Source organism: Paraburkholderia elongata (assembly GCF_013177735.1).
Classification (GTDB): domain Bacteria; phylum Pseudomonadota; class Gammaproteobacteria; order Burkholderiales; family Burkholderiaceae; genus Paraburkholderia; species Paraburkholderia elongata.
Window position 1 is genome coordinate 1 of record NZ_WOEZ01000261.1, and the last position, 14,374, is coordinate 14,374.

A 14,374-nucleotide genomic window follows, 5' to 3' on the forward strand; every position below is an offset into this window, starting at 1 on the left:
CGTTCGCCACTCGCCACCAGGATTGCTCCCGTGCTGCCGTTCGACTTGCATGTGTAAGGCATGCCGCCAGCGTTCAATCTGAGCCAGGATCAAACTCTTCAGTTCAAACCTGTTACTGTTTTTCGGTTCTGTTACGAACCGGTCGCTCACTCAACGTACTGACGAATGATCCTCCTGCCTTCCGGCAGGAAAACCTTCCTTTAATACTAGTGTGAGACTTGATACTTTTGCTTTATGGCAGGCTCCGAAGAACCCACCCGCATCTCGCATCAAGCGCCCACACTTATCGGCTGTTAATTTTTAAAGATCGATTACGCATTCACTACCGAACCAGCACCGAACTTCCAACCACCCGGCACCGCTTCGTTCTGCGTCGCTGCATCAGCAGCAGAGAAACGAGATTATGAAGAACTTTCGCTACGCCGTCAACAGGTTTTTCTAACTTTCTCAACCCATTCACTTCGCTGAAAGCCTTGCCACTGCTGGCTCTCCCGCCCCCCGCGCCCCGGTGTCCGAGGCACGAAAGAGCGAGATTTTAGCGAGCGGAACGGTGCCTTGCAAGCGTTATTTTGACAAGCGTATTAACGATGCTTGAAAACCGGTTTGCGCTTCTCAACAAACGCGGCCATCCCCTCCTTCTGATCCTCCGTAGCGAAGAGCGAATGGAAGAGGCGGCGCTCGAAATGCACACCTTCTGCGAGCGTCGTTTCGTACGCACGGTTAACCGATTCCTTGACCATCATCACCGCCGGCAGCGGGAATTCAGCGATGGTTGCGGCCGCAGCCACCGCCTCGTCCAGCAGCGAAGCCGCGGGAATCACCCGCGAGACCAATCCAGCGCGTTCTGCCTCAGCAGCGTCCATGAAGCGAGCGGTCAGGCAAAGGTCCATCGCTTTCGCCTTTGAAACGGCGCGCGGCAGTCGCTGCGTACCTCCTGCACCCGGCATGATGCCGAGCTTGATTTCCGGCTGGCCGAACTTCGCAGTGTCGGCGGCGAGAATAATGTCGCACATCATCGCCAGCTCGCAACCGCCGCCAAGCGCGAAACCCGCCACCGCGGCGATGATCGGCTTGCGGATGGAGCGCACCGTTTCCCAGTTGCGAGTGATGTAGTCTCCTTTGTAGACATCCATATAGGTGTAGGTCGCCATCATGCCGATGTCGGCGCCGGCGGCAAACGCTTTCTCGCTGCCTGTCACCACGATCGCACCAATCGCGTCGTCGGCATCGAACTCGCGCAACGCTGCACCCAGTTCGTCCATCAAGGCGTCGTTCAGCGCGTTCAACGCCTTCGGGCGATTCAACGTGACTAAACCGACCCGCCCTCGCGTCTCAACCAAAATGTTCTCGTAAGCCATGCCGCCTCCTAATGGTTAATGGCGCGCAAAAAACGCTTCGCGCGGCCGTCTCAGTAATGCTACCATTCACCAACCAACCGGTCGGTCAATTATTCGACAGGCTTTTCCCAACGTACAGACAAGCCCCTCTGCCATGACACATCCGCTATTCACCAAGCACGAAGACACGCTGCAAAAGGCACTCACCGCGATTGAGACGCGCGGCTACTGGAGTCCCTTCGTCGAGATGCCCAGTCCGAAAGTGTACGGGGAAACAGCTAGCGCAGACGGCGAAGCCGCATTCAAAGCGCACCTGAACAAGACGTTCGAACTCGATCAGCCGTCGACCGGTGAAACCGTCGGCGCTGAAGTCTCGCCGTTCGGGTTCCCGCTTGGCGTGCGCTATCCGAAAGCTGATCCCGCCGCGCTGATCTCCGCGGCGGCCGCCGCACAGCGCGACTGGCGCGTGGCCGGCCCGCAGGCGTGGATCGGCGTATGCCTCGAAATTCTTGCGCGCGTGAATCGCGCCAGCTTTGAAATCGGCTACAGCGTGATGCACACGACCGGTCAGGCATTCATGATGGCCTTTCAGGCCGGTGGCCCGCATGCGCAAGACCGAGCACTCGAAGCGGTCGTGTACGCGTGGGACCAACTGCGCCGTATTCCCGCCGATGCCCACTGGGAAAAGCCGCAGGGCAAAAATCCGCCGCTCGCGATGCACAAACGCTACACCGTCGTACCGCGCGGCACCGGTCTCGTGCTCGGTTGCTGCACCTTCCCGACGTGGAACGGCTATCCGGGCCTCTTCGCTGATCTGGCAACAGGCAACACGGTCATCGTCAAGCCGCATCCGGGAGCGATTCTCCCGCTCGCGCTGACCGTACGCATCGCACGTGACGTGCTGCGCGAAGCCGGTTTCGATCCGAACATCGTTACGTTGCTAGCGACCGAACCGAACGACGGCGCGCTCGTCCAGGAGTTGGCACTACGCCCTGAAATCAAGCTCATCGACTTCACGGGCAGTACACAAAACGGCACATGGCTCGAGCGCAATGCGCACCAGGCTCAGGTCTACACCGAAAAAGCCGGCGTCAACCAGATCGTGATCGACTCGGTGGACGACATCAAAGCTGCCGCTCGCAATATCGCCTTCTCACTTGCGCTGTACTCGGGCCAGATGTGCACCGCCCCGCAAAACATCTATGTACCGCGCGCCGGCATCCGCACCGCCGAAGGCACACTCGGCTTCGACGAAATCGCTCAAGCTATCGCCGGCGCAGTGCAAAAACTGGTTGCAGACCCGGCGCGCGCCGTCGAATTGCTCGGCGCGATCCAGAACGAAGGCGTAATCCAACGTATTGACGAAGCTGCCAAGCTCGGCCGCGTTCTGGTAGAAAGCCAATCGCTCGAACATCCGGCTTTTGCCGACGCTCGCGTGCGCACACCGCTCGTGCTCCAACTAGATGCGGCAACCGACCACGGGCAGTTCACCAAAGAATGGTTCGGCCCGATCTCGTTCGTGATCGCGACGGACTCGACAGCGCAGTCGCTTGATCTTGCTGGCGCAATTGCCGCCGAACACGGCGCGCTGACGCTGTCGATCTACAGCACGGATGAAGCCGTGCTCGAAGCAGCGCACGAAGCATCGATCCGCGGTGGCGTAGCACTCTCGATCAATTTGACGGGCGGCGTTTTCGTCAATCAGTCTGCGGCGTTCTCCGACTTCCACGGCACAGGCGCAAACCCGGCAGCAAATGCCGCGCTGGCCGACGCAGCCTTTGTCGCGAACCGCTTCCGCGTCGTTCAAAGTCGCGTTCATGTTGAACCGAAAGCGGCATCAGCGGTAGCTGGCTGAATGGCATAAGACAAAAGCACGGCTTTCGTCCTATGCCGTTTGGCCGAATAGACCGAGTCGTGCGCCCCAAATAACATGAGACATCGGGTCGGCATGTCCCGCCGATCCGTCCCAGTAGGAGCCCACATGAACGACGCCTTCATTTGCGACGCGATTCGCACCCCAATCGGCCGCTACGGCGGCGCCCTGAAGGATGTCCGCGCCGACGACCTCGGCGCGGTACCGATCAAGGCGCTAATCGAGCGCAATCCTGGCGTCGACTGGCAGGCCCTCGACGACGTGATCTATGGCTGCGCCAATCAGGCCGGTGAAGACAACCGCAACGTCGCGCGTATGTCCGCATTGCTGGCCGGCTTGCCCACGGATGCGCCCGGCGCAACCATCAACCGCCTGTGCGGCTCGGGCATGGACGCGGTCGGCACCGCTGCTCGCGCCATCAAAGCTGGCGAAGCGCGGTTGATGATTGCAGGCGGCGTCGAAAGCATGACGCGCGCGCCGTTCGTGATGGGCAAGGCCACCAGTGCGTTCTCGCGGCATGCCGACATTTACGACACGACCATCGGCTGGCGCTTCATCAATCCGCTAATGAAGCGCCAATATGGCGTCGACTCAATGCCGGAAACCGCGGAAAACGTCGCCGCCGAGTTCGGCATAAGCCGTGCGGATCAGGACGCCTTTGCCCTGTCGAGCCAGCAAAAGGCAGCCCGCGCGCAGCGCGATGGCACTTTGGCTCAGGAAATCGTCGGCGTTGAAATTGCGCAGAAGAAAGGCGACCCCGTACGCGTGACGCTCGACGAGCATCCACGCGAAACGACGCTCGAAAGCCTGGGCAAGCTCAAGGGCGTGGTCCGTCCCGACGGCAGCGTGACCGCCGGCAATGCATCGGGCGTGAACGACGGCGCGTGCGCACTGCTGCTCGCGAATCAGGCAGCTGCCGATCAATTTGGATTGCGTCGCCGCGCGCGAGTTGTGGGCATGGCAACGGCGGGCGTGGAGCCGCGCATCATGGGCATCGGCCCGGCGCCAGCCACGCAAAAGCTGTTGAAGCAACTGAACATGACACTCGAACAACTCGACGTGATCGAGTTGAACGAAGCCTTCGCATCGCAGGGGCTTGCCGTCCTGCGCACACTCGGTCTGCGCGACGACGATCCGCGCGTCAATCCGAATGGCGGAGCGATTGCGCTCGGCCACCCGCTCGGTGCATCGGGCGCGCGCTTGATCACCACCGCGCTTTACCAGTTGGAGCGGATCAACGGCCGCTTTGCGCTTTGCACGATGTGTATCGGCGTGGGTCAAGGCATCGCCTTGGTGATCGAGCGGGTCTGACACCAACGCCACCCCGTCCGCCGCCCCGCCGGTCAAAGAGACTTTGAGGAGACACCCAATGTCATATGAAGCGATTCGCCTCGACATCGATACATCGAGTCGCGTGGCGACCATCACGCTGAACCGCCCTGACAAGCTCAACAGCTTTACGCGCGCGATGCATCAGGAATTGAGCACCGCACTCGACCAGGTCGAGGCGTCCAGCGCGCGTGCGCTTGTGCTGACAGGTGCGGGCCGCGGCTTCTGCGCGGGACAGGATCTCGCGGATCTCGACTTTACGCCCGGCGCGATGACCGATCTGGGCGAACTGATCGATGCGCATTTCAATCCGCTGATTCGCCGCCTGCAAGCACTGCCATTGCCCGTGATTGCCGCGGTCAACGGCACGGCCGCCGGCGCCGGCGCCAATCTCGCGCTGGCTTGCGATCTCGTACTTGCCGCTCGTTCGGCCAGTTTCATCCAGGCGTTCGTGAAGATCGGTCTCGTACCGGACTCGGGCGGTACCTGGTTCCTGCCGCAACGCGTCGGCATGGCGCGCGCCTTGGGTCTCGCCATCACCGGCGACAAACTCAGCGCGGAGAAAGCCGAAAGCTGGGGCTTGATCTGGCAAACGGTTGACGACACCGAGCTGGCCACCACGGCAAGCAAACTCGCGGCACAACTGGCGCAGCAACCCACGCGCGCCATCGCCGCGATCAAACAGGCGATGCGCGCGGGCGTAACACAACCCCTCGATCAGCAGCTCGATCTCGAGCGCGATCTGCAACGCGAACTCGGCGCTTCCCACGATTACGCAGAAGGCGTGCAAGCATTCGTGGAAAAACGCACGCCGCGCTTCGAGGGTCGTTGATATGTCCGCACAACCGAACCACCCGGCCCATATGACACCCGACGAACTCGCTCGCGCAACCGCGGCCGCCATGTACGAAAACGATGCATGCAGCCGCGCGCTCGGACTCGAAATCGTAGAAGTGCGCCTAGGGTACGCGCGCCTGCGCATGGCCGTGCGCGACGACTTCCTGAACGGTCATCAGATTTGCCACGGCGGCCTGATTTTCACGCTCGCTGATTCGACGTTCGCTTTCGCCTGCAACACGTACAACATCAACACAGTCGCAGCCGGCTGCTCGATCGAATTCCTGCTGCCGGTAAAAGGCGGCGACGTGTTGACGGCCGAAGCGGTCGAGCAAACGCTGAGCGGCCGCACCGGCATTTACGATATTCGCGTCACGAATCGCGCAGAGGAGACCGTGGCGATGTTTCGCGGCAAATCTGCACAGATCAAAGGCAACCTGATTCCTACGGGCGATTGAATAACAGATTGAACCGCAGAGTCGCGCCAAATTCGCAGCAGAGTCGCGGCGCGTCCGCAGCACATTGGCAGCACTTACATAGATAGCAATGAGTCCCCGGTTTTTGCGTGCAAGCGCACCGCACCCCAGACCCAAGCATTGAGGCAGCAAGGAGACAATCAATGACCACCGCCCTCCCGCTCGATCCCATCGAGACAGCCAGCCGCGACGAACTCGCCGCGCTCCAACTCGAACGGCTCAAATGGTCGCTGAACCACGCTTACGAGAATTCGCCTGTGTATCGGCACAAATTCGATGAGGCCGGTGTTCATCCGAGCGACGTGAAGACCCTCGCGGACCTGGCGCGCTTCCCCTTCACCACAAAGAAGGATCTGCGCGACAGCTACCCGTTTGGCATGTTCGCGGTGCCGCAAGAACAGATTTCGCGGATCCACGCGTCGTCCGGTACGACGGGCAAGCCGACAGTCGTCGGCTACACGGCGCGCGATATCGATACGTGGGCGAATCTCGTCGCACGTTCGATCCGCGCCGCAGGGGCGAAGCGCGGCGACAAGGTTCACATCAGCTACGGCTATGGTTTGTTCACAGGCGGCCTCGGTGCACACTACGGCGCCGAGCGCGCGGGGCTGACGGTGATCCCGTTCGGCGGTGGTCAGACTGAAAAGCAGGTGCAACTGATTCAGGACTTCCGGCCTGACATCATCATGGTGACGCCGAGCTATATGTTGTCGATCGCCGACGAACTCGAACGGCAAGGCGTCGATCCGGCGAATTGCTCGCTGCGCATCGGCATCTTCGGCGCGGAACCGTGGACCAACGACATGCGCCAGGCTATCGAAAAGCGCATGGGCATCGACGCCGTCGATATCTACGGTCTATCTGAAGTGATGGGACCTGGCGTCGCATCGGAATGCGTCGAGACCAAAGATGGCCCGACCGTCTGGGAAGACCATTTCTACCCCGAGATCATCGACCCCGAAACCGGCGAAGTGCTGCCGGACGGCGAGCTCGGTGAACTGGTATTCACATCGTTGACCAAGGAAGCACTGCCGATCGTCCGTTACCGGACGCGCGATCTGACGCGCCTCTTGCCAGGCAGCGCACGCACTATGCGCCGGATGGAAAAAATCACGGGCCGTTCGGACGACATGATGATCGTGCGCGGCGTCAATGTATTCCCGACGCAGATCGAAGAATTGCTGCTCAAGCAGCACGCCCTCGCGCCTCACTATCAAATCGTGCTAACCAAGGAAGGCCCGCTCGACGTACTGACGTTGAACGTCGAGCCCTGCCCGGAATCAGCGCCGGATACTGCCGCACTGACCACGGCGAAGCAGGCGTTGACCTATGACATCAAGGCGCTGATCGGCGTGAGCGCAGTTGTGAACGTGCTGGCTGTAAATGGGATCGAGCGTTCGGTGGGCAAAGCACGGAGGGTGGTGGACAAGCGGAAGCCGGGGCTTTAAGCCATGCGCCGAAACGCCGAGGGTTGACGCTTGATAACGGAGCTGATCGGCGTCAGCCCCGCTATCAAATGTGCTGGCGGGAAACCCGCCGCCCCCGCCAAACCCTCACGAATTCGGCAACAACAGCCACATCCGGCCGCCCTGCTTCATCTTGCCGGCCAGATCGCCGGCATCGTCGCCAAGACCCCAGAAGTAGTCCGCGCGCACGCCGCCTTTGATCGCGGACCCCGTGTCCTGCGCAAAGACGAGGCGATTCATCGGTGAGTTCGTCAACGGACGCGTGGTCTGCAAAAATACCGGCGTACCCAGCGGAATCGAAGTCGGATCCACCGCGATCGACCGCTCCGGCGTCAACGGCACACCCAGCGCGCCGATCGGACCGTCAGCGCCACCGCTCGGCGCACTCTCGCCAGATGGCATTTCGCGGAAGAACACGAAGCGTGGATTGGTATCGAGCAATGCGTCGACCCGCGTGGGGTTCGCGCGCGCCCATGCCTTGATGCCCTGCATGGTCGCCTGCGCCGGCGTCAGTTCGCCGCGATCGAGCAACCACCGCCCAATTGATTTGTACGGCTGGTTGTTGGTGCCGCCAAAGCCGACCCGCATCACGCTGCCGTCTTCCATCACAACGCGCCCGGACCCCTGCACTTGCAGGAAGAAGGCTTCGATCGGATCGTCGACCCACACGAGTTCATTGCCGTTGAGCACACCCGCACGCTCGAGTTGCGCGCGCGCCGGCAGCGGAGCACCCGCGCGATATCCGGATGGCCAACGGTACAGCGCCGTCTGATACACGCCGTGCCGCGTGCGCGAACCGCGCAGCAACGGCTCGTAGTAGCCGGTGACGAGACCATCGAGCGTGCCGTCGTTATTGGCTAATTGGAACGGCGTGAAATACGCCTCGAAAAACGCCCTCGCACTGGTAACGTCCAGATCGTCGATCTGCGAGGCCGCCGCGCATGCGCGGGACCAGTTCGGTTGACGCGCAAGCCTCAGGCAGTTTTGCCGCAATGCAGCCGTTGCGCCGATCAGCGAATCGTCTTGCCACCCCGGCACCTGCTGCCAGGCTACCGCTGTGAGCCGAGTCGCGGCGATCTGCCCGGGTATGATCGCGGCACCCGTGGGCGGCGAAACCGAAGGCCGGACCGCCCCACCGCCACCGCAGGAAGCCAGCATCACCGCAACCGAAAGCGCCCCAAGCCATGCTCCGGCCGTGCGGACAAAACGCATACAATGTTCGTTCTTGATGGAAACCGCCATGTCTGATCTGTTCGACGAATACCCGATGCTCATCTTCGCGCTGGAATCGCTCCTCGCGCTCTTCCTGCTCGTCTTTATCGTTGTATGGACGTCGTCCGGCAAGAAAAAGGCCGCGCGCGCCGCCACCAATGAACAGCAAAAGCAGCAAAAATCCCAGTAAAGCCGCGCCGTAAAGCTTCTTAAAGACCGCGAGCCGCGCCCTCGGTTCAATGCAAAGTACGCGGCATCCGCAGAATGAACTCGGGCACGGGTGCATCGAAGCGCTCGCCGTCCTCCGCCACGCAGAAATACTCGCCGCGCATGGTGCCGACGGGCGTAGCAATCACCGCCCAACTCGTATATTCGAAGTGCTCGCCCGGTTTGAGCAGGGGCTGATGCCCGACCACGCCCAGGCCTTTTACTTCCTGCACGTTGTTGTCGCTGTCGGTAATCACCCAGTGACGCGCAATCAACTGCGCGGGCACCTGGCCGCTGTTACGGATAGTCAGCGTGTATGCAAACGCATACTGGCGGCGCTCCGGGTCCGACTCTTCGGGCAGATACTGCACCTGCGCCGAGACGCTGAATTCGTACTGGCTCATCCTGATTCCGGTCTGGTGAAACGAGCTAAAAAATCGCGGGAAGCCCCGAACGCCAATGGTTTGCGGGCGCATTGGCGAAGCGGCACTTATGGTTTGGCATTCTGCTTGATGCGCGGCACGCCCGCAACCGGACAAATCCCTCTGGCCAAGGGCCGCTAAGGCGTTTTGTCACTTTTGCCGCGCTTGGTCGGTGCCGGCCTCAAACCGCCTGCGAGCCGGTTTAGAACTGCACAAAACGGTAAAATGGCGTTTTCCCGCTTGCATCCGCCCCCGCCATGACGCAATTCCGCATCGCCCCCAGCATTCTGTCCGCCGATTTCTCGCGCCTCGGCGAAGAGGTCCGCAACGTTGTCGCCGCCGGCGCCGACTGGATTCACTTCGACGTGATGGACAACCATTACGTGCCGAACCTGACGATCGGCCCGCTCGTCTGCGAAGCAATCCGTCCGCACGTCGACGTGCCGATCGACGTGCATCTGATGGTGCGCCCGGTCGACCGGATCGTGCCGGACTTCGCCAAGGCCGGTGCGAATCTGATCAGCTTTCACCCGGAAGGCTCCGACCATATCGATCGCACGCTGTCGCTGATTCGCGACCACGGTTGCAAGGCTGGCCTCGTGTTCAACCCGGCCACATCGCTGAACCATCTGGACTACGTGATGGACAAGGTCGATCTGGTGCTGATCATGTCGGTGAATCCGGGCTTCGGCGGTCAATCGTTCATTCCTGAGGCGCTCATTAAACTGCGCGAAGCGCGCAAGCGGATCGACGCCTACAAGGAGAAGACCGGCCGCGAGATTCATCTCGAAGTGGACGGTGGCGTGAAGGTCGACAACATCGCCGAAATCGCAGCGGCTGGCGCGGACACGTTCGTGGCAGGCTCGGCGATCTTCGGTGCGCCGGATCACAAGGTGGTGATCGACAAGATGCGCGCCGCACTCGCCAACATCGAGCACTGATCGGGCGCCGATCGATCACCGAGATCCCGCACTAAGAATGACGACTTCATACCCTGCCCCGACCTTCACCGGCCCGCGCCTGCAAGCCGCGATCATCGATCTCGACGGCACGATGATCGATACCGCTGACGATTTCACCGCCGGCCTGAACGGCATGCTTGCGCAACTCGACGCGGCGGAAACCTCGCGCGAGGAAGTGGTCGGCTACATCGGCAAGGGTTCGGAGAATCTGATTCGCAGTGTGCTGGCTCAGCGCTTCGAAACGGACCACGCACAGGACCGTTTCGACGAAGCGCTCGCGATCTATCAAGAGGAGTACGCCAGGATCAACGGCGTGCACACGCGGTTGTACCCCCAGGTCGAAGCCGGCCTCAGCGCCATGCGCGATGCCGGCCTCAAACTCGCGTGCGTCACCAACAAGCCGCACCGTTTCGCGGTCGAATTGCTGGCGCAATACGGGCTCAGCCAGTATTTCAGCGTCGTACTCGGCGGTGACAGCCTGCCGAAAAAGAAACCGGATCCGCTGCCGATGCTCGCCGCCGCGGCGCAGTTAGGCGTCGCGCCGCAAGCCACGGTCGCCATCGGCGATTCGGAAAACGACGCGCTGGCAGGCCGTGCGGCGGGCATGGCAACGCTGACGCTGCCGTACGGCTACAACCACGGCCGAGCTATACAAGAAATAAAATCCGATGGTATAGTTGCCTCGCTGCTCGATGCCGCCAAGGCTATCGCAGCGCACCATTCCACGACTTGAAAAGTCCCTCATCCTCATGTTTCTGAATAAAAAACGGAGTCTGATTAGCATCGACCGGGGTGCCTGGCCCTGGCGTCGCTGGTCGCGCTAACCTCGCCTGAGGTACGCTGAAGCTCGTCTTCGGCAACCGTTTTTTACTTCGCTGCGCTCACGCGTTTTTTCCATCACCTTGTTTCGCTGCATCGGTTGATTTGGCGTTCGTGTACCCGCAAAGTACATCTGTGCGCTGAAATCCCTTGCATGCGTCGATGGGAAACTCGCGCCGGTCGGTATCATCGTGTCGAAACGTCGAACGAACGCCTGACCGGCCGCGCAACGCCCCCGCTTTGTCCGACGCATAGTGCCGTCTGACGTACGTACAGGATCGGAACATGACCGAACTCGAATTCCAGTCCCTCGCCAACGAGGGTTTCAACCGCATTCCGCTGATCGCCGAAGCGCTTGCCGACCTCGAAACGCCGCTCTCGCTGTACCTGAAGCTCGCGCAGAGCGAACGCAACGGCGCCAACTCGTTCCTGCTGGAATCGGTGGTGGGCGGCGAACGCTTCGGCCGCTATTCGTTCATCGGACTGCCGGCGCGCACGCTGCTGCGCACCCGCAACGGCGTATCGGAAGTGGTGCGGGACGGCAAAGTCGTCGAAACGCACGAGGGTGATCCGCTCGAGTTCATCCAGCAATTCCAGGGCCGCTTCAAAGTGGCGCAGCGCCCCGGTCTGCCGCGTTTCGCGGGCGGGCTGGCGGGCTACTTCGGCTATGACGCGGTGCGCTACATCGAGAAAAAGCTCGCGCACTCCGCCCCGCAAGACGATCTGAACCTGCCAGACATTCAGTTGCTGCTCACCGAAGAAGTCGCGGTGATCGACAACCTCGCAGGCAAGCTCTACCTGGTGGTGTACGCGGATCCGACGCAACCCGAGGCGTACACAAAAGCCAAGCAGCGTCTGCGTGAATTGCGTCAGCGTTTGCGCACGACCGTGCAGCCGCCGGTCACATCGGCCAGCGTGCGCACCGAGACCTACCGCGAGTTCGCCAAAGACGATTATCTGGCCGCCGTGCGCAAGGCGAAGGAATACATCGCCGCCGGCGAGTTAATGCAGGTGCAGGTCGGCCAGCGTCTGATCAAGCCGTATCGCGACAATCCGCTGTCGCTGTATCGCGCGCTGCGTTCGTTGAATCCGTCGCCGTACATGTACTACTACAACTTCGGCGACTTCCACGTGGTCGGCGCGTCGCCGGAAATTCTGGTCCGCCAGGAAAAACGCGGCGAAGATCGCATCGTGACGATCCGGCCGCTCGCGGGCACCCGTCCGCGCGGCAATACGCCGGAACGCGATGCAGAGCTCGCCACCGAACTGCTGAACGATCCGAAGGAAATCGCCGAACACGTCATGCTGATCGACCTCGCGCGTAACGACGTGGGTCGCATCGCCCAGATCGGCTCGGTGGTCGTCACCGACAAGATGGTGATCGAAAAGTACTCGCACGTGCAGCACATCGTGAGTTCGGTCGAAGGCAAGCTGAAACCCGGCACCACCAATTTCGACGTGTTGCGCGCCACCTTCCCGGCCGGCACGTTGTCCGGCGCGCCGAAGGTGCGCGCGATGGAATTGATCGACGAACTGGAACCGGTGAAGCGTGGTCTCTACGGCGGCGCCGTCGGCTATCTGTCGTTCACCGGCGAAATGGATCTGGCCATCACGATCCGCACCGGCGTGATCGCAAACGGCAATCTGTATGTGCAGGCGGCAGCGGGTGTAGTCGCGGATTCGGTGCCGGAATCCGAATGGCAAGAGACCGAGAACAAGGCGCGCGCTGTGCTGCGCGCCGCCGAGCAGGTTCAAGACGGCCTCGATAGCGACTTCTGACCGGAGACACACCATGCTGCTTATGATCGACAACTACGACTCGTTCACCTACAACCTGGTGCAGTACTTCGGCGAACTCGGCGAAGACGTGCGCACCTTTCGGAACGACGAAATCACGCTGGACGAGATTGCGAAGCTCAACCCGGAACGCATTTGCCTGTCGCCCGGCCCGAGCAACCCGCAACACGCCGGCATCACCCTCGACGTGCTGCGCGAGTTCGCCGGCAAGACGCCGATTCTCGGCGTCTGCCTCGGCCATCAGGCCATCGGCGAAGCATTCGGCGGCCGCGTGGTGCGCGCGCAAACCATCATGCACGGCAAGGTGAGCACGATCGAAACCGACTGCAAAGGCGTGTTCGCCGACCTGCCGAAGCATTTCGTCGTGACGCGTTATCACTCGCTCGCGATCGAACGCGAATCGCTGCCTGACTGTCTCGAAGTGTCCGCATGGACCGAAGACGGCGAAATCATGGGTGTGCGTCACAAGGAACTGGCCGTTGAAGGCGTGCAGTTCCATCCGGAATCGATCCTGTCCGAACACGGCCACGCGCTGCTCGAGAACTTCGTGAAGCAGTCGAAGATGGCCCACCGCAACGCTTGATCAAGAGAGACGAAATCATGTCGATTACGCCCCAGGAAGCGCTGCAACGCACGATCGAGCACCGCGAAATTTTCCACGACGAAATGCTGCATCTGATGCGGCTCATCATGCGCGGCGAACTGTCGCCCGTGATGTCGGCGGCGATCATCACCGGCTTGCGCGTCAAAAAAGAAACCATCGGCGAAATCACCGCTGCTGCCACGGTGATGCGTGAATTTGCCCGGCACGTCGGCGTGCAGGACAACTCGAACTTCGTCGATATCGTCGGCACCGGCGGCGACGGCTCGCACACCTTCAATATTTCCACAGCGACAATGTTCGTTTCGGCCGCGGCCGGCGCCAAGGTCGCGAAACACGGCAATCGCGGCGTGTCGAGCAAGTCGGGCAGCGCGGACGTGCTCGAAGCGCTCGGCGTGAATATCGATCTTCAGCCGGAACAAGTGGCTGCTTCGATTGCGGAAACCGGCATGGGCTTCATGTTCGCGCCGAACCATCATCCGGCGATGAAAAACATCGCGCCGGTGCGCCGCGAACTCGGTGTGCGGACCATCTTCAACATTCTCGGGCCACTGACCAATCCGGCCGGCGCGCCGAATCAGCTGATGGGCGTATTCCACGCCGACCTCGTCGGCATTCAGGTGCGCGTCATGCAGCGCCTCGGCGCGAAACACGTGCTGGTGGTGTACGGTATGGACGGCATGGACGAAGTGTCGCTCGGCGCGGCCACGCAAGTCGGCGAGTTGCGCGACGGCCAGATCCACGAGTACGAAATCCATCCGGAAGACTTCGGCATGCAGATGGTGTCGAACCGCACGCTGAAAGTGGCCGACTCGGCCGAATCTAAAGTGATGCTGCTCGAAGCGCTCGACAACAAGCCGGGCGTCGCGCGCGAAATCGTCACGCTGAACGCGGGCACAGCCCTTTATTCGGCGAACGTGGCGGCGTCGATTGCGGACGGCATCCAGTTGGCGCGCGAAGCGATCGCGAGCGGCAAAGCACGGGCGAAGGTCGACGAGCTGATCCGCTTCACCCAGCAATTCAAGCAGTAACTACG

Annotated in this window: 14 protein-coding genes and 1 rRNA gene; 11 read left to right on the forward strand and 4 right to left on the reverse strand. The window is 61.3% G+C overall.

Annotated elements, in window-relative coordinates; genetic code table 11:
- Together GNZ13_RS43930 and GNZ13_RS43935 are read right to left on the reverse strand one after the other, a co-directional pair.
- Positions 1-105 (reverse strand): 16S ribosomal RNA (locus GNZ13_RS43930); the annotation flags it as partial.
- A gap of 476 nt (positions 106-581) precedes the next feature.
- Positions 582-1,358 (reverse strand): enoyl-CoA hydratase, encoded by a 777-nt coding sequence (locus tag GNZ13_RS43935; RefSeq protein ID WP_097390485.1) that lies wholly within the window; start codon positions 1,356-1,358, stop codon positions 582-584.
- 133 nt (positions 1,359-1,491) lie between these two features.
- On the opposite strand from GNZ13_RS43935, the gene paaN reads away from it, so the two are divergent.
- The 5 genes from paaN to paaK all read left to right on the forward strand — a co-directional run bounded on the left by paaN (position 1,492) and on the right by paaK (position 7,300).
- Entirely contained in the window at positions 1,492-3,192 is a 1,701-nt protein-coding gene (gene paaN / locus GNZ13_RS43940; RefSeq protein WP_172176816.1) for a phenylacetic acid degradation protein PaaN, read from the forward strand.
- Positions 3,193-3,318: 126 nt separating this feature from the next.
- Positions 3,319-4,521, forward strand: a complete 1,203-nt coding sequence (gene pcaF, locus GNZ13_RS43945) for a 3-oxoadipyl-CoA thiolase (protein ID WP_172176818.1) — start codon at positions 3,319-3,321, stop codon at positions 4,519-4,521.
- Between the two features lie 58 nt (positions 4,522-4,579).
- On the forward strand, positions 4,580-5,371 hold the full coding sequence (gene paaG / locus GNZ13_RS43950; protein WP_172176820.1) for a 2-(1,2-epoxy-1,2-dihydrophenyl)acetyl-CoA isomerase PaaG: 792 nt from the start codon (positions 4,580-4,582) through the stop codon (positions 5,369-5,371).
- A gap of 1 nt (position 5,372) precedes the next feature.
- Complete coding sequence (gene paaI, locus GNZ13_RS43955; protein ID WP_172176822.1) at positions 5,373-5,834, forward strand: hydroxyphenylacetyl-CoA thioesterase PaaI; 462 nt, start codon at positions 5,373-5,375, stop codon at positions 5,832-5,834.
- Positions 5,835-5,995: 161 nt separating this feature from the next.
- Positions 5,996-7,300: a phenylacetate--CoA ligase PaaK gene (gene paaK / locus GNZ13_RS43960; RefSeq protein WP_172176824.1), complete on the forward strand. Its 1,305-nt coding sequence runs from the start codon at positions 5,996-5,998 to the stop codon at positions 7,298-7,300.
- Between the two features lie 105 nt (positions 7,301-7,405).
- Here the strand turns inward: paaK and mltA are convergent, their stop codons facing one another.
- Positions 7,406-8,530, reverse strand: a complete 1,125-nt coding sequence (gene mltA / locus GNZ13_RS43965; RefSeq protein ID WP_216675257.1) for a murein transglycosylase A — start codon at positions 8,528-8,530, stop codon at positions 7,406-7,408.
- A 16-nt stretch (positions 8,531-8,546) separates the two neighbouring features.
- Between mltA and GNZ13_RS51800 the strand changes: the two genes are divergently transcribed.
- Positions 8,547-8,720 (forward strand): hypothetical protein, encoded by a 174-nt coding sequence (locus GNZ13_RS51800; protein WP_216675258.1) that lies wholly within the window; start codon positions 8,547-8,549, stop codon positions 8,718-8,720.
- A gap of 46 nt (positions 8,721-8,766) precedes the next feature.
- On the opposite strand, the gene apaG is transcribed toward GNZ13_RS51800, so the two are convergent.
- The gene (gene apaG, locus GNZ13_RS43970) at positions 8,767-9,141 is read right to left on the reverse strand and encodes a Co2+/Mg2+ efflux protein ApaG (RefSeq protein ID WP_172176826.1); all 375 of its coding nucleotides are present in this window, start codon (positions 9,139-9,141) and stop codon (positions 8,767-8,769) included.
- A 275-nt stretch (positions 9,142-9,416) separates the two neighbouring features.
- Between apaG and rpe the strand changes: the two genes are divergently transcribed.
- The 5 genes from rpe to trpD all read left to right on the forward strand — a co-directional run bounded on the left by rpe (position 9,417) and on the right by trpD (position 14,369).
- Positions 9,417-10,100 (forward strand): ribulose-phosphate 3-epimerase, encoded by a 684-nt coding sequence (gene rpe, locus GNZ13_RS43975; RefSeq protein ID WP_172176828.1) that lies wholly within the window; start codon positions 9,417-9,419, stop codon positions 10,098-10,100.
- A gap of 37 nt (positions 10,101-10,137) precedes the next feature.
- Positions 10,138-10,854, forward strand: coding sequence for a phosphoglycolate phosphatase (locus GNZ13_RS43980; RefSeq protein WP_172176830.1), 717 nt, complete (start codon positions 10,138-10,140; stop codon positions 10,852-10,854).
- 371 nt (positions 10,855-11,225) lie between these two features.
- Positions 11,226-12,719, forward strand: a complete 1,494-nt coding sequence (trpE, locus tag GNZ13_RS43985) for an anthranilate synthase component I (RefSeq protein ID WP_172176832.1) — start codon at positions 11,226-11,228, stop codon at positions 12,717-12,719.
- A gap of 13 nt (positions 12,720-12,732) precedes the next feature.
- Positions 12,733-13,320, forward strand: coding sequence for an aminodeoxychorismate/anthranilate synthase component II (locus GNZ13_RS43990; RefSeq protein ID WP_172176834.1), 588 nt, complete (start codon positions 12,733-12,735; stop codon positions 13,318-13,320).
- A 17-nt stretch (positions 13,321-13,337) separates the two neighbouring features.
- Complete coding sequence (trpD, locus tag GNZ13_RS43995; protein WP_172176837.1) at positions 13,338-14,369, forward strand: anthranilate phosphoribosyltransferase; 1,032 nt, start codon at positions 13,338-13,340, stop codon at positions 14,367-14,369.
- Positions 14,370-14,374 lie beyond the last annotated feature (5 nt).